General features: G+C 35.3%; 15 protein-coding genes. 10 read left to right on the top strand and 5 right to left on the bottom strand.

Translation table 11 applies throughout. The annotated features are described in order from the left end of the window. Positions 1-96 precede the first annotated feature (96 nt). From EV142_RS03825 to EV142_RS03860, 8 genes are all read left to right on the top strand, one after another. Positions 97-3,513, top strand: a complete 3,417-nt coding sequence (locus EV142_RS03825; RefSeq protein WP_132032861.1) for a DUF4175 family protein — start codon at positions 97-99, stop codon at positions 3,511-3,513. Continuing rightward, complete coding sequence (gene ybeY / locus EV142_RS03830; protein WP_132032863.1) at positions 3,510-3,929, top strand: rRNA maturation RNase YbeY; 420 nt, start codon at positions 3,510-3,512, stop codon at positions 3,927-3,929. The genes EV142_RS03825 and ybeY overlap by 4 nt, the downstream gene beginning before the upstream one ends. A 351-nt stretch (positions 3,930-4,280) precedes the next feature. Further along, positions 4,281-6,152 (top strand): tRNA uridine-5-carboxymethylaminomethyl(34) synthesis enzyme MnmG, encoded by a 1,872-nt coding sequence (gene mnmG, locus EV142_RS03835; RefSeq protein WP_132032865.1) that lies wholly within the window; start codon positions 4,281-4,283, stop codon positions 6,150-6,152. A 134-nt stretch (positions 6,153-6,286) separates the two neighbouring features. Continuing rightward, on the top strand, positions 6,287-6,751 hold the full coding sequence (locus tag EV142_RS03840) for a GNAT family N-acetyltransferase (RefSeq protein WP_132032867.1): 465 nt from the start codon (positions 6,287-6,289) through the stop codon (positions 6,749-6,751). Positions 6,752-6,837: 86 nt separating this feature from the next. After that, a complete protein-coding gene (locus EV142_RS03845; RefSeq protein ID WP_132032869.1) occupies positions 6,838-7,686 on the top strand; it encodes a class I SAM-dependent methyltransferase in 849 nt (282 codons plus the stop codon). A gap of 245 nt (positions 7,687-7,931) precedes the next feature. Then, a complete protein-coding gene (locus EV142_RS03850) occupies positions 7,932-8,513 on the top strand; it encodes an OmpH family outer membrane protein (protein WP_132032871.1) in 582 nt (193 codons plus the stop codon). A 101-nt stretch (positions 8,514-8,614) separates the two neighbouring features. Continuing rightward, positions 8,615-10,894, top strand: coding sequence for a helix-turn-helix domain-containing protein (locus EV142_RS03855; protein ID WP_132032873.1), 2,280 nt, complete (start codon positions 8,615-8,617; stop codon positions 10,892-10,894). A gap of 57 nt (positions 10,895-10,951) precedes the next feature. Continuing rightward, complete coding sequence (locus tag EV142_RS03860) at positions 10,952-11,713, top strand: hypothetical protein (protein WP_132032875.1); 762 nt, start codon at positions 10,952-10,954, stop codon at positions 11,711-11,713. A gap of 297 nt (positions 11,714-12,010) precedes the next feature. Here the strand turns inward: EV142_RS03860 and EV142_RS03865 are convergent, their stop codons facing one another. Then, positions 12,011-12,979 (bottom strand): HU domain-containing protein, encoded by a 969-nt coding sequence (locus EV142_RS03865; RefSeq protein WP_132032877.1) that lies wholly within the window; start codon positions 12,977-12,979, stop codon positions 12,011-12,013. Between the two features lie 238 nt (positions 12,980-13,217). On the opposite strand from EV142_RS03865, the gene dprA reads away from it, so the two are divergent. Then, positions 13,218-14,318, top strand: coding sequence for a DNA-processing protein DprA (gene dprA / locus EV142_RS03870; RefSeq protein ID WP_132032879.1), 1,101 nt, complete (start codon positions 13,218-13,220; stop codon positions 14,316-14,318). 50 nt (positions 14,319-14,368) lie between these two features. On the opposite strand, the gene trpS is transcribed toward dprA, so the two are convergent. Next, complete coding sequence (trpS, locus tag EV142_RS03875) at positions 14,369-15,343, bottom strand: tryptophan--tRNA ligase (protein WP_132032881.1); 975 nt, start codon at positions 15,341-15,343, stop codon at positions 14,369-14,371. A gap of 203 nt (positions 15,344-15,546) precedes the next feature. Between trpS and EV142_RS03880 the strand changes: the two genes are divergently transcribed. Next, positions 15,547-16,299, top strand: coding sequence for a lysophospholipid acyltransferase family protein (locus tag EV142_RS03880; protein ID WP_132032883.1), 753 nt, complete (start codon positions 15,547-15,549; stop codon positions 16,297-16,299). Between the two features lie 392 nt (positions 16,300-16,691). Here EV142_RS03880 and recA read toward each other — a convergent pair whose 3' ends face one another. From recA to EV142_RS03895, 3 genes are all read right to left on the bottom strand, one after another. Next, entirely contained in the window at positions 16,692-17,699 is a 1,008-nt protein-coding gene (gene recA / locus EV142_RS03885; protein WP_132033195.1) for a recombinase RecA, read from the bottom strand. A gap of 178 nt (positions 17,700-17,877) precedes the next feature. Beyond that, positions 17,878-18,387: an acyl-CoA thioesterase gene (locus EV142_RS03890; RefSeq protein ID WP_127338285.1), complete on the bottom strand. Its 510-nt coding sequence runs from the start codon at positions 18,385-18,387 to the stop codon at positions 17,878-17,880. A 101-nt stretch (positions 18,388-18,488) separates the two neighbouring features. Beyond that, positions 18,489-18,872: a DoxX family protein gene (locus tag EV142_RS03895; protein WP_127338041.1), complete on the bottom strand. Its 384-nt coding sequence runs from the start codon at positions 18,870-18,872 to the stop codon at positions 18,489-18,491. Between the last annotated feature and the right edge of the window lie 5 nt (positions 18,873-18,877).

Genomic DNA, 18,877 nt, shown 5'->3' on the forward strand with positions numbered 1-18,877 from the left:
AATGTGTTGCTTATGGCTGAATTGGCTAATTTTCTCATTGAGAATTATCTAATTAAAATTACTACTTTTATAGGTTATAAATCAAACAGATTCATTTTGAAAACAACGTCTGCCATATATCTGAAGCTTGAAGCTTTCATTAAAAAATATTATACCAATGAACTCATAAAAGGAATTCTTCTTTTTACCGGTTTTGGACTTTTGTATTTTTTATTTACGCTTTTTATTGAGTATTTCCTTTGGTTAAAACCAGCGGGAAGAACACTTTTATTCTGGCTTTTTATAGGAGTAGAAGTTTTCCTTTTGTTTCGTTTTATTTTGTTTCCTGTTTTTAAGTTATTCAAGCTTCAAAAAGGGATCGATTATAATCAGGCCTCTACTATTATTGGAAATCATTTCACGGAAGTAAGTGATAAACTAACGAACTTTTTGCAGTTGTCTGCTTCTGAAAATTCATCTGAAAGTTCAGAGTTGATGTTGGCTTCTATAGAACAAAAAGCAAATTCGCTGCAGCCAATTCCATTTGGAAACGCTATCAATTTTAATTCAAACAAAAAGTATTTGCCATTAGCACTTATTCCAGTGCTGCTTTTTGCGGTGTTTTATATTTCAGGAAATAGCAATATCATTTCTCAAAGTTTAAACAGAGTAGTGCATTTCAATGCAACATTTTTGCCTCCGGCACCTTTTAGATTTGTAGTGCTGAATCAGAATTTGCAAACGGAACAGAATAAAGATTTTATTGTAAAAATGGAATCCGTTGGTAAAATCGTTCCTGAGAATGTGATGATTCATATTGGTGATGAAAGCTATTTCATGGAATCTTCTCAACCTGGAAAGTTTGAATTTAAGATTGAAAAGCCAACAGAAAATGTCTCTTTTACTTTTGAAGGAAATTCGATTTCGTCTGAAGAATACGAATTGAAGGTAATCACAGTTCCGTCAATTGCCAACTTCGAAATGGTGTTGAATTTTCCATCCTACTTAAAAAAGAAATCCGAAACCATTCAGGGAACTGGAAACGCTATCGTTCCGGAGGGAACTTTAGTAACCTGGAAAATGAATACACAGGCTACTCAGGAGATCGTTTGGAAGGACAATAATGCAACTTTTAAGTTTAATAAAGCCGAAAACGAGTTTAAATTAAGTAAAAATATTGGTCAAAATACAGAATATCAAATTCTTACTTCCAATAATAAAGTCAAAAATTACGAAAAACTGGACTATCAGCTGTCCGTTATCAAAGATCAGCATCCAACAATAACGGTTGCCCCTGCGCCGGATAGTTTAAAGTTAGATAAAAATTATGTCTTGGGAAGAGTAGGAGATGATTATGGATTATCAAAATTACAGATTGTTTACTACGAACGTAACAAACCACAAACAGCAAAGCGTGGAACTATTCCGGTAAAGCAAGCCGTGTTCGATCAGTTTGTTTTTTCGTTTCCAAGTAATCTGGCAGTTGAAGAAGGAGTGTCTTATGAATACTATTTTGAGGTTTTTGATAACGATGCCCCACACCATCTTAAGAGTACAAAGTCTTCTGTTTTTTCAGACAGAGTTGCTACAACAGATGAAGTTCATGATTTGGAATTGCAACAACAAAACCAGAACATAAATAGTTTGGAGAAATCTTTAAAGAACCAGAACAAGCAATTTTCTGAAATGGATAAGATTCAAAATTCCGGAAAAGAAAAAGATAATTTAGAGTTTAAAGATCAGCAGAAAATTAATGATTTTATCAAACGTCAAAAGCAACAGGACGAATTGATGAAACAGTTTGCAGAAAAAATGAATAAGAATCTGGATAAATTCAAAGAAGATAAAAAGGATAAAACAGCTGAAGATTTGCAAAAACGTTTAGAGAATGCGGATAAAGATCTGGAGAAAAATCAGAAACTATTAGACGAATTAAAGAATCTAAATGATAAATTAAATAGCGAAGACTTGTTTGATAAGATGGAAAAGTTCAAACAGATCAGTAAAAACCAATCTAAAAATTTAGAGCAGTTAGTAGAACTGACGAAACGTTTTTATGTTTCTAAGAAAGCAGAACAGGTTGCCGATAAATTACAGAAACTTGCCGAAAAGCAGGAACAGCTTTCTAATAAAGAAAAAGAAAATACGGCTGAGAAACAAGATGAGATTAATAAATCTTTTGATAAAATTCAGGAAGATTTAAAAGAATTGAAAGAGGAGAATAAAACGTTGAAAGCTCCTTTAGACATTCCTTCAGATGCTTCAAAAGAGAAAGAAGTAGAAGATGATTTGAAAAAAGCATCTGATGAACTGGATAAAAAGAATACTTCTTCGGCTAAGCCAAAACAAAAAAGTGCTGCCAAGAAAATGAAAAGTATGGCTGAACAAATGGATGCTGGTATGGAAGGCGGAGAACAGGAGCAATTAGAAGAAGATGTGGCAATGCTTCGTCAGGTTCTGGATAATCTTCTGGCGTATTCATTATCGCAGGAAGATGTAATGAAACAATTCAAAAGTATGAGATTAGGTTCTTCTGCCTATACGAAGAATATAAAAGTGCAGCAAAATCTAAAACAGCAATTCAAACATATCGATGATAGTTTGTTTGCCTTGTCTTTACGCAACCCAAAAGTAGGTGAAGATGTAACAAAGGAAATTGGAAATGTACAATATAATATAGATAAAGCTATTGAATCCTTAACCGATGTTCAGGTTCCAAAAGGAGTTTCTCACCAGCAATATGCAGTGTCATCTTCTAATAAATTGGCTGACTTTTTAAGTGATTTATTAAACAACATGCAAATGGCTATGTCTAAGCCGGGGGCAGGAAAACCAAAACCAGGTGACGGACAAGGAATGCAGTTGCCGGATATTATTCAAAAACAAAAAAGTTTGGCCGATAAGATTAAAGAGGGAATGAAGCAAGGAGATAAACCCGGTGATAAAAGTGGAGATAAGCCAGGACAAGGTCAGGGTGAAAAGCCGGGACAGGGAAAAAGTGGTAACGGTAAAGATGGTCAGGGTAAAGACGGACCGGGAAATAAAAGTGGTGATAAAAGTTCTTCCGGTAAAGATGGCAAAAATGGTAAGGGAGAGAAGAGCGGAAAAGAAGGAGATGATGGAGAAGGAGATGCTGAAGCAATAATGCAGATTTACAAAGAACAGGTCAAACTTCGTGAAGCATTACAAAAAGAGTTAGCCAAACAAGGATTAGATTCTCAGGGGAAATCGGTTATAGATCAGATGAAACAATCTGAAAAGCAACTTTTGAATAAAGGATTTAAAAATGAGAACTTGCAGAGAATCTTAAATATTCAGCAGGAATTATTAAAATTAAACAATGCAGTTCAACAACAAGGTCAGGATACAAAGCGTCAATCCGAAACCAATAAGGGTGAATTTACAAATCGTTCCAATACATTACCAAGTTCACTTTTGGATTATTTAAACAGTGTAGAGATTTTAAATAGACAATCACTACCTTTGCGCTCAAATTTTAACCAAAAGGTTCAAGAATATTTTAATACAAAATGATCAATTTTAATTACGAAACAGAATTTAATTTAGATAACGAAGAAGCCTTTTCTAATTGGTTGAGTGCTGTAATTGTTTCTGAAAATAAAAACGAAGGAGAGATAAATTATATATTTTGTGATGATGAGTATCTTCATAAAATCAATGTTGAATATCTGAATCACGATACACTTACAGATATTATCAGTTTTGATTATACAGTGGGTAATGAATTAAACGGAGATATTTTTGTTTCTGTCGAAAGAGTGGAAGACAATGCGAAAGATTTTAAGGTTTCTTTTGAAGAGGAATTGAAACGCGTTTTAGCTCACGGTATATTACATTACTGTGGATACAAAGATAAAACTGAAGCAGACGCAGATTTAATGCGTTCAAAGGAAGATGAAAAAATTGCCATGTTCCACGTGGAACTATAACTTAAATTACTAATAATTTCTAGAAAAATACGTTCCACGTGAAACATTTTAAATTTAATCTTATTCAGATGTTCCACGTGAAACATTAAAATCTTAGAAATTAACTCTTAACATGTTTCACGTGGAACATGTGCGAAAGGTTTTTTGGTTGTAAGGTTTGTTAAATTTTTAATAGGTTTTAATCTGTTCCACGTGGAACAGATTGTGTTGTGTGGTTTGGAATTTGGTATTTTATGCTTGAAAATTTAAAGATTGATTTTTGCGCGTAAGCGCCGTTCCACGTGGAACAAAAGTTTATAAAGTTAATTCTGAGAACCAACTTAACCGGTTTTCAGAGAATAGTAAAACAAAATGTTTTTAGAAGAATACGATGTTATTGTGGTGGGTGCTGGCCATGCTGGTTCTGAAGCCGCGGCAGCGGCCGCAAATTTAGGATCAAAAACTTTATTGGTAACAATGAGTTTGCAAAACATTGCACAGATGTCCTGCAATCCTGCGATGGGTGGAATTGCGAAAGGACAGATAGTTCGGGAGATTGATGCACTTGGAGGATACTCCGGAATTGTTTCAGATAAAACTGCTATCCAGTTCAAAATGTTGAACAAATCGAAAGGGCCTGCGATGTGGTCGCCAAGAGTTCAAAGTGACCGAATGCGTTTTGCTGAAGAATGGAGAATGATGCTGGAGGGAACTCCCGATCTTGATTTTTACCAGGAGATGGTAAAAGGTTTGATTATCGAAAACGGAAAAATAAAGGGAATCAAAACTTCGCTTGGAATTGAAATCCGTTCTAAGTCGGTAGTCCTTACAAATGGAACTTTTTTAAATGGTTTGATTCATATTGGAGATAAACAATTCGGAGGAGGAAGAGCAGGTGAGAGTGCTGCGTATGGGATCACGGAAGATTTGGTTGCTGTGGGTTTTGAATCCGGAAGAATGAAAACAGGAACTCCGCCACGTGTTGATGGACGCTCTTTGGATTATTCTAAAATGAACGAAGAAAAAGGAGATGCGAAACCGGATAAGTTTTCATACTCAGATGTGACGTCACCTTTGGTTCACCAGAGATCTTGTCACATGACGTACACGTCTTTGGATGTTCATGATATTTTGAGATCGGGTTTTGATCGTTCGCCAATGTTCAACGGACGTATCAAAAGTATCGGTCCAAGATATTGCCCATCGATAGAAGATAAAATAAATCGCTTTGCTGATAAAGAGCGCCACCAATTATTTGTAGAACCGGAAGGATGGAATACCTGTGAGGTTTACGTAAACGGATTTTCAACTTCACTGCCCGAAGATATTCAATTTAAAGCATTGCGTTCTGTAGCCGGTTTTGAGAAGGTGAAGTTTTTTCGTCCGGGTTATGCGATCGAATATGACTATTTTCCACCAACACAATTGAAACATACTTTGGAAACAAAACTGGTGGAAGGTTTGTATTTTGCCGGACAAATAAATGGAACGACAGGATATGAAGAAGCTGCATCGCAAGGATTGATGGCGGGAATTAATGCGCATTTAAAAGTGCATGAAAAAGCGCCGTTGATTTTGAAACGTGATGAAGCATACATCGGAGTTTTAATAGACGACTTAATTACGAAAGGAACAGAAGAACCGTATCGAATGTTTACCTCTCGTGCAGAGTACAGAACATTGTTGCGTCAGGATAATGCCGATTTCAGATTAACGCCAATGTCACATGAAATTGGTTTGGCTTCTGAAAAACGTTTACGCAGAATGGAACATAAATTAAATGAGTCTGAAAAAATGGTTGCCTTTTTCAAAGAAACAAGTGTTTCTGTTGGAGAGGCAAATCCGATTTTAGAATCTAAAGATACCGCGCTGATTACGCAAGGGGATAAAATGTTTAAGGTTTTCTCTCGTCCTCAGATTGACTTGGAAGATATCATGAAGTTTGAGAAAGTAGCAGCTTACATAACGGAGAACGATCTGGATCAGGAAATTTTAGAGCAAGCCGAAATTCAGGTGAAATATTCCGGCTACATAGAAAAGGAAAGAAATAACGCAGACAAGTTGACAAGACTTGAAGAAGTGAAAATCCCGGAAAATTTCGATTACAATAAAATCAAATCGATGTCTATTGAAGCAAAACAGAAACTAAGTAAAATCCGTCCTGTTACCATTTCGCAAGCTTCAAGAATTAGTGGTGTTTCTCCAAGTGATATTTCTGTCTTGTTAATCTATATGGGAAGGTAGTTTTTTAGTTTACAGTCGCAGTCTCAGTTCACATACAGCGGCAAACGGAGACTGTAAACCGAGACTAAAAATTGTTCCACGTGAAACTATTTGTAAAGATTCTGAAATAAGTAATTATTTTTTATCATCTACTCATGAAGATAATTGAGAAAGAAGTTTTATCATTGCAGGATAAAGAAGTGTTATTGCAACTTTGGAATAATGAATATCCGGAACAATTAAATTATCAGACAATGGATGATTTTGATTCGTATCTGGACGCTCTGTCTGATAAGAATCATTATTTGTTAATCGATGGTGAAGATAAAATAAAAGGTTGGGCATTCACGTTTTTAAGAAATGATGAAGACTGGTTTGCTATAATTTTAAATCAGGATGTTCAGGGAAAAGGAAAAGGTTCGCTTCTTATTAATCAATTAAAAAAGAACAAAGACAGTTTGAATGGTTGGGTTATTGATCATGAAAATGATGTGAAGCAAAATCAAGAGCAGTATAAATCTCCGCTGTTGTTTTATAGCAAAAATGGATTTGTAGTTTGCAAAGAAACCAGAATTGAAAATGAGAAAATGTCTGCTGTCAAAATAAATTGGAAACGATAAAAAAATATAAAGGAAGAGGCCCTAAAAGTGAAATTTCATTTTTAGGGTTTGCTGTGAAATTAAACCAAAATACCTATAATTAAAAAATGGACGTTTTAAATAAAAAACATTTTCTTACTGTAAAAGATCACTCGGTTTCTAAAGAAACTTTCGAATTGTATCATGATGAAAATCTGGACATGCTGATTACATCTCCGCAACCCGATTTAGAAAATTTAGGAAGATATTACGAAAGCGAAGATTATATTTCGCACACAGACAACAAACGTTCGGTATTTGAAAAGGCCTATCATTTTGTAAAAAATATAGCATTGAAAAATAAACTGGATTTAATTAATTCGGAACAATCTCAAAAAGGTAAAATTTTAGACATTGGAGCCGGAACTGGAGATTTTTTACTGACCGCAAAAAATGATGGTTGGGAAACGGTTGGAGTAGAGCCGAGCGAAAGAGCAAAAGAAATTGCAATTAAAAAAGGGATTTCATTTGTGGAAGAAATTAGTGTCCTCGAAAATAATTCTTTTGACGTCATTACCATGTGGCACGTTTTGGAACACGTTCCAAATTTAGAATTGCAGATTCAGGAATTGAAGCGTTTATTAAAACCAACTGGAACATTAATTGTTGCGGTTCCAAACTTCAAATCGTACGACGCAAAATATTATAAGGAATTTTGGGCAGCCTATGATGTGCCCATTCACTTTTGGCATTTTTCGAAAAAAGCGATTCAGTCTCTTTTTGCAAAAGTTGATATGAACCTGGAAAAAGTCCTTCCGATGAAATTTGATTCTTTTTATGTGAGCTTATTATCCGAAAAATATAAAACCGGAAAAATGAATTACATTAGTGCATTTTTTGTTGGCTTAAGGTCAAATCTGAAAGCCAAACGAACATTAGAATATTCTTCGCACATTTACGTGCTAAAAAACAGTTAAAACTTATTTTTAGCGCATTTAAGCGAGGTTTTGCATTATAGAGGACTCTGAATATGTCTTTTTTTAAAAAATCGCTTAAAATTAAGCTAATAAATCCATTATTAATAACAGTAAATTATAAATATCTTAAGTTCGATAACAAAAATTGATACAAGAAAAAAGGAGCATTTTTTAAACTTTATGTTGATGCTATTTATTTTTTTATATTTTTGTCTTCAACATTAAAAAAATAGAAATTAAAAAAAATGAAAAAAGCATTAGTAATTATCGCAGTTTCAATTTTCGTTGTTTCATGTGGTAAAACAGCAGAAGTTAAAGAAGTAAAAACGGCTTACGTTGATACTTCTGTTTTAATGAAAGAGTACACTGAGGCAAAAGATCTGGAAGCAAAATACAAAGGTCAGGCAGAAGAAAAAGGAAGACAACTACAAGCTGAAATTACTCGTTTTAAACAAGACGCTGCTAGTTTTCAAAGTCAGGCACAAGCAAATGGTCAGGCATGGGCTCAACAAAGAGGTGCTGAGTTGCAAAAAAGAGAGCAACAATTGGGTTACGCTCAACAAGCTTTGTCTCAACAATTGCAACAGGAAAGCGGAGTTGAAATGGATTCTCTTGTAAGCGGAGTGAAGAAATTTATCAAAGAATACGGTAAGAAAAACGGTTACTCTTATATCTACGGAACTGGTGATGCTGCAACAGTATTGTATGCTGAAGAGAAATATGATATTACAAAAGATATCATTAAAGCTTTGAACGATAAGTACAAAGCGGCTCCAAAAACAGAAGAAAAAGCTCCCGCTAAAGAAGGTGAAGAGGCTAAGAAATAATCGACCAAACGAACTAAATTTTAAAAACCTAAATCTATCTCAGATTTAGGTTTTTTCTTTTATAAAAATACGATACTTTTAGTTTTTCAATACAAGCCCAAATGCAAAACGTTACAGAAGCTGCTGCTTATACTTTACAATTTATCAATCAGACGCAAAAGTCTATATTTCTTACCGGTAAAGCGGGTACAGGGAAAACGACACTTTTGCGAGAAATCATTGCGACTACCCACAAAAATACTGTTGTTGTGGCACCTACGGGAATTGCGGCGCTAAACGCCGGCGGAGTGACCATTCACTCTATGTTTCAGCTGCCTTTTTCCGCTTTTATTCCGTCTTATGAAGCAAATTCGCAGTTTACAGAAACCGTAAAATTCGAAAATAAGGAAACACTGCGCAGGCATTTTAAAATGAATAATGTCAAGCGAAATGTCATCAAAAACATGGAATTGCTCATTATTGATGAAGTAAGTATGCTTCGCGCGGATTTGCTGGATGCCATTGACTTTATGATGCAGACTGTTCGCAGAAATTCGCAGGCTTTTGGTGGTGTTCAGGTCCTTTTTATTGGTGATTTATTGCAATTACCGCCTGTAATCCGTGATGAAGAATGGAGAACACTGCGAAATTATTACAAAGGAAAATTCTTTTTTCATTCCCATGTAATCCAGCAAAATCCGCCCTTGTATATTGAATTATCGAAGATTTATCGCCAAACCGATGATGATTTTATTTCGGTTTTGAATAATCTGAGGAATAATCAGATTTCAGCACAGGATATCCAGTTTCTGAACCAATATGTGAAACCCGATTTCGATTTAAAAAATTATGAAGGTTATATCACTTTAACCACGCACAATGCCAAAGCAGATTCTATTAACGAGCAGTCCATTAATGATTTGGCCGGAAGGGAATATTCATATCAGCCTTTTATCGTAAGTGATTTTCCGGAGAAAATTTTTCCTGTGGAAGAAAACCTGAAACTGAAGGTGGGAGCGCAGGTGATGTTTGTTAAAAACGATTTGTCTTTTGAAAAACGCTATTTTAATGGAAAAATGGGCATCATCAAGTCACTTTCACCCGAAGAAATTTTTGTTTACTTCCCGGAAGAGAATAAAACAATCGAAGTAGAGAAATATGAGTGGAAAAACATTCGATATAAAGTCAATGAACTAACAAAAGAGATAGAAGAGGAAGTTCTGGGCACTTTTGCCCATTATCCGCTTAAACTGGCCTGGGCGATTACTGTACATAAAAGCCAGGGACTAACTTTTGACAAAGCTGCGCTTGACGTATCGCAGGTTTTTCTTCCCGGGCAGGCATATGTTGCTTTATCGCGATTAAGGTCCTTAAACGGCCTTATTTTGCTTTCTCCGATGCAGATGAACGGAATTTCTAATGATCAGGATGTGATGGATTACGCTTTGAATAAAGCTACAGATGATATTTTAGAAAAATCCCTGCATTTCGAAACAAAGAATTTTATTCATAACTATTTGATTAACAGTTTTAACTGGACAGATTTAACGCAGGAATGGAGAAACCATCGTTTTAGTTATAACGAAAACGCAGCTGCTTCAGAAAAAGCCAAACATGCCATGTGGGCGCACAAACGCCTGGAAATCATTGAGCAGCTTTCTGATCCTTCGCAAAAATTCATCAATCAGCTCAACAAAATATTCAATACTGAAACGGTTGATTTGTATTTTGTTCAGGAAAGGGTAGAGGCGGCCTATGTGTATTTCTTTAAACCAATGGACAAACTGGTTACGGATCTTTTGCAGAAAATGGCTGAAATTCAGAAGTTTAAAAAAGTAAAGGAATTTTACGAGGAACTGGCTTTTCTGGATGATCTGCAAACAAAAGCCGTTTTACGTCTGATGAAAGCCAAATTATTAATTGAAATTGTGGTTGCCGGAGAAACGATCTGTAAAGAAAAATTAACGTCTCCTGCCATTAAAAATTTCAAATCAAATAAGCTCGAAAAGATTCGTGAAGAGTTTCAAATGAGCAATACCGATATTTTTAAACCGGATGAGCCGGTTGTTCGATATACGGCCAAAAAACTGGACAAAAACGAACCAAAAGCAGTCAAAAAAACGACCGTCGAGGAGACGTACGATTTGTGGATTGAAAAAAATTCTGTTCAGGATATTGCGAGAATGAGAAAGCTAACGGTGCAAACCGTTGAAACGCATTTGATTAAATTGATTCAGGCTAAAAAAGTCGAAATTGCTGATGTGCTGCCGTATGATAAAATACTGGCTTTAAGGGAAGCTTTTGAATTTTATCAGGAAGAATCACTGAACGGTCTGAAAGAAAAACATGGGGATGAGTTTACCTGGGATGAGCTTAAAATGTTTAAGGCAAGTATAAATTAAGTACTTTTATATTTCGTTAACTATCAGATTTATAAATAAGTAAAAAAATATTCAGCTATGAGAAAAAATAGTATTTATCTAATATTTTTGATTTTTTGCAATCACACGATTTTTAGTCAGGATTTAAAACCGGAATATCAAAAGTTTGTCAAAAGTTTTATGACTAATGTGAAAAGCAATAACAAAGCTGGTGTTGCGGCTTTTATTTCCTTTCCGCTTGGAAGAGATTATCCAATCCCGTCTGTTAAAAACAAAGCCGATTTTATAAAAAGATACGATCAGATTTTTGATGCGACATTAAAAAACAAAATTATAAAATCGAATCCCGCAAAAGACTGGACTGAAATGGGCTGGCGTGGTATTATGCTTTTGCAAGGCGATATCTGGATGGATACGGATGGCAAAGTGATCACCATAAATTATCAGTCACAAGCTGAAAAGAATCAAAAAAATAAGCTGATTGCCAGCGAAAAAGGAAAATTAAATCCAGCCATTGCAACTTTTAAAGCCTCGGTTTGTATTTTGGAAACGAGCAAATTCAGAATTAGAATTGACGATCTTGGAAATGATAATTTCAGGTATGCTTCATGGTCAATAAAAAAATTGATGAGTGATACCCCTGATTTAGTGATTACTAACGGAAAAGATATTTCTGACGGAAGTGGTGGAAATCATCATTATGAATTCAAAAAAGGAAATTTCACTTATGAATGTGCCATTATCCTGATAGGAACATCAGATTCACCTCCGGCCACTCTGACCATCTATCAGGATGGAAAAGAAATCCTGACGCAAAATGCTAAATTGGTTTTGAAATAAAAAAAGTGATTTAAGGCTGTTTTTCGTCGTGTAAAGCTGTTTTTAAAGAAAACATGGCTTCTACGTTGTATACTTTAAAATAACACGCTATAATGGCTCTTTTTGAGTTTTCAATTTCATTTTTAGCTTAAAGGAATTTATCATAAAATTTTAACAGCGTTTTTACTATAAACAGGTTTCCACGTGAAATGGTATAAAGGTTGCATTAATCTTATAAGACTGTATTATAAGTAGATAAAAAAATCCTCTTTTCATTTTTTGAAAAGAGGATTTAATAAGTAAGTAGTAAAAGGAATTTTATAATGCTTCGACTAAAATCCAGGCATCCGGATTTTCTCCTTTTTGAATTTCTTTTTGAGCTTTTTCTGCTTCAGCCATTGTTGGATAACTTCCGTATAAAACAGGAAATAAACCATGTTTGTTTTCACCCAGCATTCTTGCATTGTAACCATCTTTGATCAGTTGATTATACGCTTTTCGGGCATTTTGTTCACTTCTGAATGCACCGGCCATAATGTGGTAAGGCATCGTTTTTATTTCAGTAGCTTCCGTTTTAACAGAGTCTACAGAAAGCGTTACTGCAGGTAACGGATTTTGTATAAAAAATGTAGCTTCCTGAATCTTGTTCTGTACTTTTTTCTGAACAGCACCTTCCACAACCAGTGTTTGGTTTGCGATTTGATTTTGGTACAACGGATATCCGATACTTCCGGTTATTCCCAAACCTAAAACAAAAATGGCAGCATATCGTAAATAAGGCCTTGAAGATCGTACTTGTTCTTCAGCTTCGGGTAAAGTTATAGTTTCTCTTTCCTGAATTTCCTCCAGTTTTTTCTCGAATATTTCTCTTTTAACCAAAGGAGAAACAAACGGACCTAATCCGAAAGAAGTTGAAAGATAGTTGGTCTGATCGTTTGGAGTAAAAACCATGTTCATATCCGAGTTTAAACGAATATCACCAATGTTTTTAAAACTTAAAACGCCGTATTCTTCTAATACTTTTTTCCAATTCATAACCTCATGCGCAATTGCACTAACGGCAAAACCGTAAGAAGTGTTTTCAGACTGGGCAATATGATTGGCCAATAATCCGTCATTGTTTTTTAACAGACTGTTGAATGCGATAGTTTTCTTTGGGGGAAAAAACGAATTGGTGCTTTCATTAAGCTTGGCCGAGTGAATTTCGGTTAAAAATGCTCCAAAGCCGGGAACCGTTACACATTGATAACGATATAATAATTGCGAGATGTAAGTTTCGATTTTCATGGTAACAAAGTTATGTAATGAATATAGTTATCAAAATTTTATTCACAATTTTTATTAACAATTCGCTTTATTTTATAGATAATTAATTTTCAAACAGTTAATTGTGTGTATTGCCCGTGTAAGGAAATATTTAGAGCATTAACACTATTTTTTATTAAGAAATTACTTTATTTTAATGATATTTGCTGCTTCGAATCGGATTTTTATCTTAGTCTATTTTACATAATATTTTTAATCAATGTCAGATCAGGAATTATTTTACCTATTAGCCTTACTTAAAGTGGATGGAGTTGGAGATATAATCGCTAAAAAATTATTGGCTCATTTTGGGAATGCGGAAACGATTTTCAAAACCAAATTCAATCAGATTGCCGCTATTGATGGAGTAGGTTCTGCTTTATTGAAAAACATGAAAGATAAAACGGTCTTTGAAAAAGCGAATAAAGAACTGGAATTCATAAAAGCGAATCCTGTAAATGTTTCTTTTTTTCAGGATGCGGATTATCCGGAGCGCCTAAAACATTGTTTTGATTCACCTGTTTTAATTTTTTCTGCCGGAAATATTAATTTAAAGAACAGAAAAATAATCAGTATTGTCGGGACTCGCCAGATTACTTCATACGGGACAGAATTCTGCAGATCATTTATAGAAGATTTGGCACCGTTGGATCCCATAATTGTAAGTGGATTTGCGTATGGTGTTGATATTGTGGCGCATCAGCTGGCTTTGGAAAATAACCTGCAGACTATTGGAGTTTTGGCGCACGGTTTAAACCAGATCTATCCCAAAACGCACAAAAAATATATTGCCAAAATGGAAGAAAATGGCGGTTTTATTACCGAGTTTTGGAGTTCTTCTAATCCGGACAGGGAAAATTTTGTTCGCAGAAACCGCATTGTTGCCGGAATTTCGGAGGCTACAATCGTTATTGAATCTGCCGACAGAGGTGGCTCACTAATCACAGCAAACATAGCAAACGACTACAACCGGGATGTTTTTGCAGTTCCGGGACGAAATACGGATGTGTACAGTATGGGTTGTAATAATCTGATTAAAAGCCAAAAAGCAAACATGCTTACCTGTGCTGCCGATTTGGTTTATATGCTCAACTGGGATATTGAAAGTAAAGTAAAAACAGTTCAGAAACAGTTGTTCGTGGAACTGGAAGCTGAGGAACAAAAAATTTATGATTTTCTATTAAAAAACGGTAAAGAATTACTGGATACTATTGCTCTTCAATGTGATTTTCCAATATATAAAATTTCAGGAATCCTAATACAGATGGAGCTTAAGGGAGTAATTCGGCCATTGCCCGGGAAGCTGTTTGAAGCGATCTGATATAAATTTTAAACCCGACAGGTTACAAGAACCTGTCGGGTTTAAAAAATCTATTTTCCAAATCCAAGTTTTTCACGAACTTTCTGTAAAACAGGATTGGCTACACTGGCTGCTTTTTCAGCTCCTTTTTTCAGTAAGGCATCTATTTCATCCAGGTTGTTGATGTAGTAATTGTATTTTTCTCTTTCGGTTTTGAATTTTTCCGTAATCAGTTCAAACAAAGCTTGTTTAGCGTGACCGTAACCGTAATTTCCACCTAAGTAATTGGCTCTCATTTCGGCAATTTGGGCTTCAGTTGCCAAAAGCGAATAGATTGCAAAAGCGTTACAAGTATCCGGATTTTTTGGTTCTTCCAGTGGTGTGCTGTCTGTTTCGATACTCATTACCTGCTTGCGAAGCGTTTTGTCATCCAGGAAAATATTGATGATATTATTGGCAGATTTGCTCATTTTTCCACCGTTTGTTCCGGGAATCAACATACTGTCTTCCTGAATTTTAGCTTCCGGAATTACAAAAGTTTCTCCCATCTGATGATTGAAACGGGAAGCCACATCACGTGTTATTTCTAAATGCTGCAACTGGTCTTTTCCAACCGGAACAAATTCGGCATCATACAACAGAATGTCTGCCGCCATTAACATCGGATAGGTGAAAAGCCCTGCATTTACATCGTCTAAACGATCTGCTTTGTCTTTGAAAGAATGCGCTAAAGTCAAACGTTGAAACGGAAAAAAACAGCTTAGATACCAGGTTAATTCTGCTGTCTGAGTTACGTCAGACTGTCTGTAAAAAGTTACTTTCTCCGGATTTAAACCACAGGCAAGCCAAGCAGCAGCAGTACTATTGGTATTTTCTCTTAATGTTTGGCCATCTTTTATTTGTGTAATGGAATGTAAATCAGCAATAAACAAAAACGATTCATTTGCCGGATTATTTGATAATTCGATTGCAGGAATAATTGCTCCCAATAAGTTGCCTAAGTGTGGCGTTCCAGTACTCTGAACACCAGTAAGTATTTTTGCCATTCTAGTTTTTTTCGTATTCTTGAACCGCAAAGTTCGCAAAGTTTTTCGCAAAGTTCGCAAGGTTTATTTTTTTCTTTGTAAATATTATCAAGTTTTTGAAAACTTCTTAGAAATCAAAGGCTTGTTTATAATAAAATCGAATATTCTGAAAATCTAACGACCTAAAATTCTAAATTCATTTCTGTTTTCTTACTTTTGAAACCATGAAAGGAATAAAAATTGTTTTTTGGATCATCTGGCGCATTTGGTTTTACATTTTAATGGCCATTCCGATATTGATTATGCTGCCGTTTTTACTGGCATCTATTATAACCGAAAGTGGTTATCCGTACTTTTTTAAAATGGCGCGGATATGGGCAAAATTCATTCTTTTTGGAATGGGATTTTATTATAAAATCAAGCGGGAGCAAAAGCTTGAAAAGCACAAAAGTTACATGATTGTTGCCAATCATACTTCAATGACTGATATTATGTTAATGCTGGCGGTAATTAAAAATCCGTTTGTTTTTGTTGGGAAAAAAGAGCTTTCGAAGATTCCCTTGTTTGGTTTTTTCTATAAAAGGACTTGTATTCTGGTGGACAGAAATTCGTCCAGAAGTAAAAACGAGGTTTTCAAACGGGCACAAGACCGTCTGAATCAGGGATTAAGTATTTGTATTTTTCCGGAAGGCGGAGTTCCGGATGACGAAACAATTTTGTTGGATGAATTTAAAGACGGTGCTTTCAGGCTGGCCATTGACCATCAGATTCCAATTGTTCCCATTGTTTTTACTGATAATAAAGAACGGTTTTCGTATACTTTTTTAAGTGGCAGTCCCGGAAAAATGAGGGGAAGAATATTGCCATTTGTAGAAACTGAGGGACTTACGAGCGAAAACAGGAAAGAGCTGAGAGATCAGGTTAGGCAATTGATTTATAAAGGATTACTTGAATTTAAAAAGAAAGACAAGATTTAAAAAAGCACATAAATATTAAACCCGGCACTGAGTATGAATCGTGCCGGGTTTTCTTTTGAATTTAAAACCCCTTTTATATTCAAAATCTAACGGTGAATTATTTTAACTGCTATAAAGCGTAATACTTTTTTAAACTTTTTTCTGGTTATTTTGCTATTTTTATGCCACAACAATTCTATTTTTTCTTTCATAATAAAAATATTTACGATTGATATTTTAGATTTTTGACCGTTGTAATGCTGGCATCACATTTATATAGAGTGTGCAAACCGGAAAAGGTTGCGTGAATAATTAAAGTTTTTTTATAATTTTTGGAATAAAAAAACCCGACAAGTTTTAAAACCTGTCGGGTTGGTAATTTATAAATCTGTAATATTCAGATTTTCAATATTTTAAGCGTTAGCTAATTCTTTGATATGCGCTTTAATTTTAACTTCTAATTCATCCGCTAATTCCGGATTATCTTTAATTAAAGATTTTACGGCATCACGACCTTGTCCTAATTTGGTATCTCCGTAGCTGAACCATGATCCTGCTTTCTTAACGATTTCAAATTCAACCGCTAAATCTAAAATTTCACCTGTTTTAGAAACTCCTTCTCCGTACATAATGTCGAATTCGGCCGTTTTAAAAGGCGGAGCTACTTTGTTTTTAACGACTTTTACTTTCGTTCTGTTTCCGATTACGTTTTCCCCGTCTTTAATTTGAGAAGAACGACGAATATCTAAACGTACAGAAGCGTAGAATTTCAAAGCGTTACCACCGGTTGTGGTTTCAGGATTTCCGAACATAACACCGATTTTCTCTCTCAACTGATTGATAAAGAAAACAGTACAATTTGTTTTACTGATTGTTCCCGTTAGTTTTCTTAAAGCCTGAGACATTAAACGTGCATGAAGACCCATTTTAGAATCTCCCATTTCACCTTCAATTTCACTTTTTGGAGTTAAAGCTGCTACCGAGTCAATTACAACAATGTCAATTGCTCCTGAACGGATCAGGTTTTCTGCAATTTCTAAAGCCTGCTCACCATTATCCGGTTGCGAAATGATCAGGTTTTCAATGTCTACGCCTAATTTTTCAGCATAGTTTCTGTCAAAGGCATGTTCAGCATCTATAAAGGCAGCAATTCCGCCCGCTTTTTGAGCTTCGGCAATTGCATGTAGTGTAAGGGTGGTTTTACCAGAGGATTCCGGTCCGTATATTTCAATGATTCTTCCTCTTGGGTAACCATTTACTCCAAGCGCTAAATCAACACCGAGAGAACCTGAAGAAATCGTTTCAACTTCAACGATGGCTTTATCGCCCATTTTCATTACAGTTCCTTTTCCGTACGTTTTATCTAGTTTGTCAAGCGTAAGTTGTAACGCTTTTAATTTGGCCTCTTTCTCTGAACTCATCTTTTCTTTTTCTTTTTCTTTTTCTTTCATCTAAAATTTTTCTTTTTCTCTCTTCAAAAACAAATCAGAAAATAATAACTTCCTGATTTAGATTTGTATGGGCTTGTAATTTTGTAAAAATACTTCTTTTTTTTGAAGTTTCGCTATCTCAAATTGTTCCAAATTGTCACAATTTTCACTATAAAAACAAAGCCTTTAATTCTGTAGCTTCAGAAGGTTTTATTTTCCCGGCCAGTAGCAAACTCAATTGTTTACGACGCAAAGCGGCATCAAAACGTTGTTTTTCCAGTTCAGTTTCCGGCTCAATTGCAGGAACTTCAACAGGTCTTCCGGTATCATCAACAGCAACGAATGTATAAATAGCTTCGTTGGCTTTGGTTCTGTTTCCGGATTCGCGGTCTTCTACCCAGACATCTATAAAAACTTCCATAGAACTTTTGAAAGATCGTGATACTTTGGCTTCAACAGTAACCACACTTCCTAAAGAAATGGCTCTGTTGAAAGCGACGTGATTCACAGAAGCCGTAACCACTATTCGGCGGGAATGTCTTCTGGCTGCGATACTTGCTGCGCGATCCATTCTCGCTAATAATTCACCACCAAAAAGATTATTCAATGGATTTGTTTCGCTCGGTAAAACTAAATCTGTTAAAATAGTAAGGGACTCTGCAGGATGTTTTGGATTCATTTTTTTAATATAAAATTTATTTTTGCTATTCGCTAAAGCGAACATTTTTTGTTGCCACAGATTTTTAATCATTTATTCTGCGAAATCTGTGGCCTATTATTTTAATTCAACCAATAAACTGCCATGACGGCCGGAATAAAATAGATAACAATGGTTCTTGCACCATCATAATCTTTGGCCAATCGTTGACCGAAAAGCATCATTAACAAACAAATACAGGAAAAAATGGCGCCGTAAAAGCCAAATTCACGACCGCTGTCGGTAAGCAATTGTATTGCACCAACAACACATAAAATTCCCGAAATTAATTCTAAAATTAAAAGGTGTAAAAGAGCAAGCGGAACCTGATTTTTTAAAGCTGTTTTGGCAAAGTGTTCTTTAAGCCAGGAGACATTATCCTTCCAGTAAAATATTTTCTCATAGCCTGACTGTAAAAAAGTCAGGGCCAAAAAAAGCAACAGTAAAATTGAAGCAACATTATTCATTACTA

It is taken from the genome of Flavobacterium circumlabens (assembly GCF_004345565.1).
Taxonomy (GTDB): Bacteria; Bacteroidota; Bacteroidia; order Flavobacteriales; family Flavobacteriaceae; genus Flavobacterium; species Flavobacterium circumlabens.

Bases quoted from the DNA above. Each gene is read 5' to 3' on its own strand.
- trpS (WP_132032881.1), bottom strand. From the start codon at position 15,343: ATGGCAAAAATACTTACTGGTGTTCAGAGTACTGGAACGCCACACTTA.
- EV142_RS03850 (WP_132032871.1), top strand. From the start codon at position 7,932: ATGAAAAAAGCATTAGTAATTATCGCAGTTTCAATTTTCGTTGTTTCA.
- ybeY (WP_132032863.1), top strand. From the start codon at position 3,510: ATGATCAATTTTAATTACGAAACAGAATTTAATTTAGATAACGAAGAA.
- EV142_RS03845 (WP_132032869.1), top strand. From the start codon at position 6,838: ATGGACGTTTTAAATAAAAAACATTTTCTTACTGTAAAAGATCACTCG.
- EV142_RS03895 (WP_127338041.1), bottom strand. From the start codon at position 18,872: ATGAATAATGTTGCTTCAATTTTACTGTTGCTTTTTTTGGCCCTGACT.
- EV142_RS03855 (WP_132032873.1), top strand. From the start codon at position 8,615: ATGCAAAACGTTACAGAAGCTGCTGCTTATACTTTACAATTTATCAAT.
- EV142_RS03865 (WP_132032877.1), bottom strand. From the start codon at position 12,979: ATGAAAATCGAAACTTACATCTCGCAATTATTATATCGTTATCAATGT.
- EV142_RS03890 (WP_127338285.1), bottom strand. From the start codon at position 18,387: ATGAATCCAAAACATCCTGCAGAGTCCCTTACTATTTTAACAGATTTA.
- dprA (WP_132032879.1), top strand. From the start codon at position 13,218: ATGTCAGATCAGGAATTATTTTACCTATTAGCCTTACTTAAAGTGGAT.
- EV142_RS03880 (WP_132032883.1), top strand. From the start codon at position 15,547: ATGAAAGGAATAAAAATTGTTTTTTGGATCATCTGGCGCATTTGGTTT.
- EV142_RS03860 (WP_132032875.1), top strand. From the start codon at position 10,952: ATGAGAAAAAATAGTATTTATCTAATATTTTTGATTTTTTGCAATCAC.
- recA (WP_132033195.1), bottom strand. From the start codon at position 17,699: ATGAGTTCAGAGAAAGAGGCCAAATTAAAAGCGTTACAACTTACGCTT.
- mnmG (WP_132032865.1), top strand. From the start codon at position 4,281: ATGTTTTTAGAAGAATACGATGTTATTGTGGTGGGTGCTGGCCATGCT.
- EV142_RS03840 (WP_132032867.1), top strand. From the start codon at position 6,287: ATGAAGATAATTGAGAAAGAAGTTTTATCATTGCAGGATAAAGAAGTG.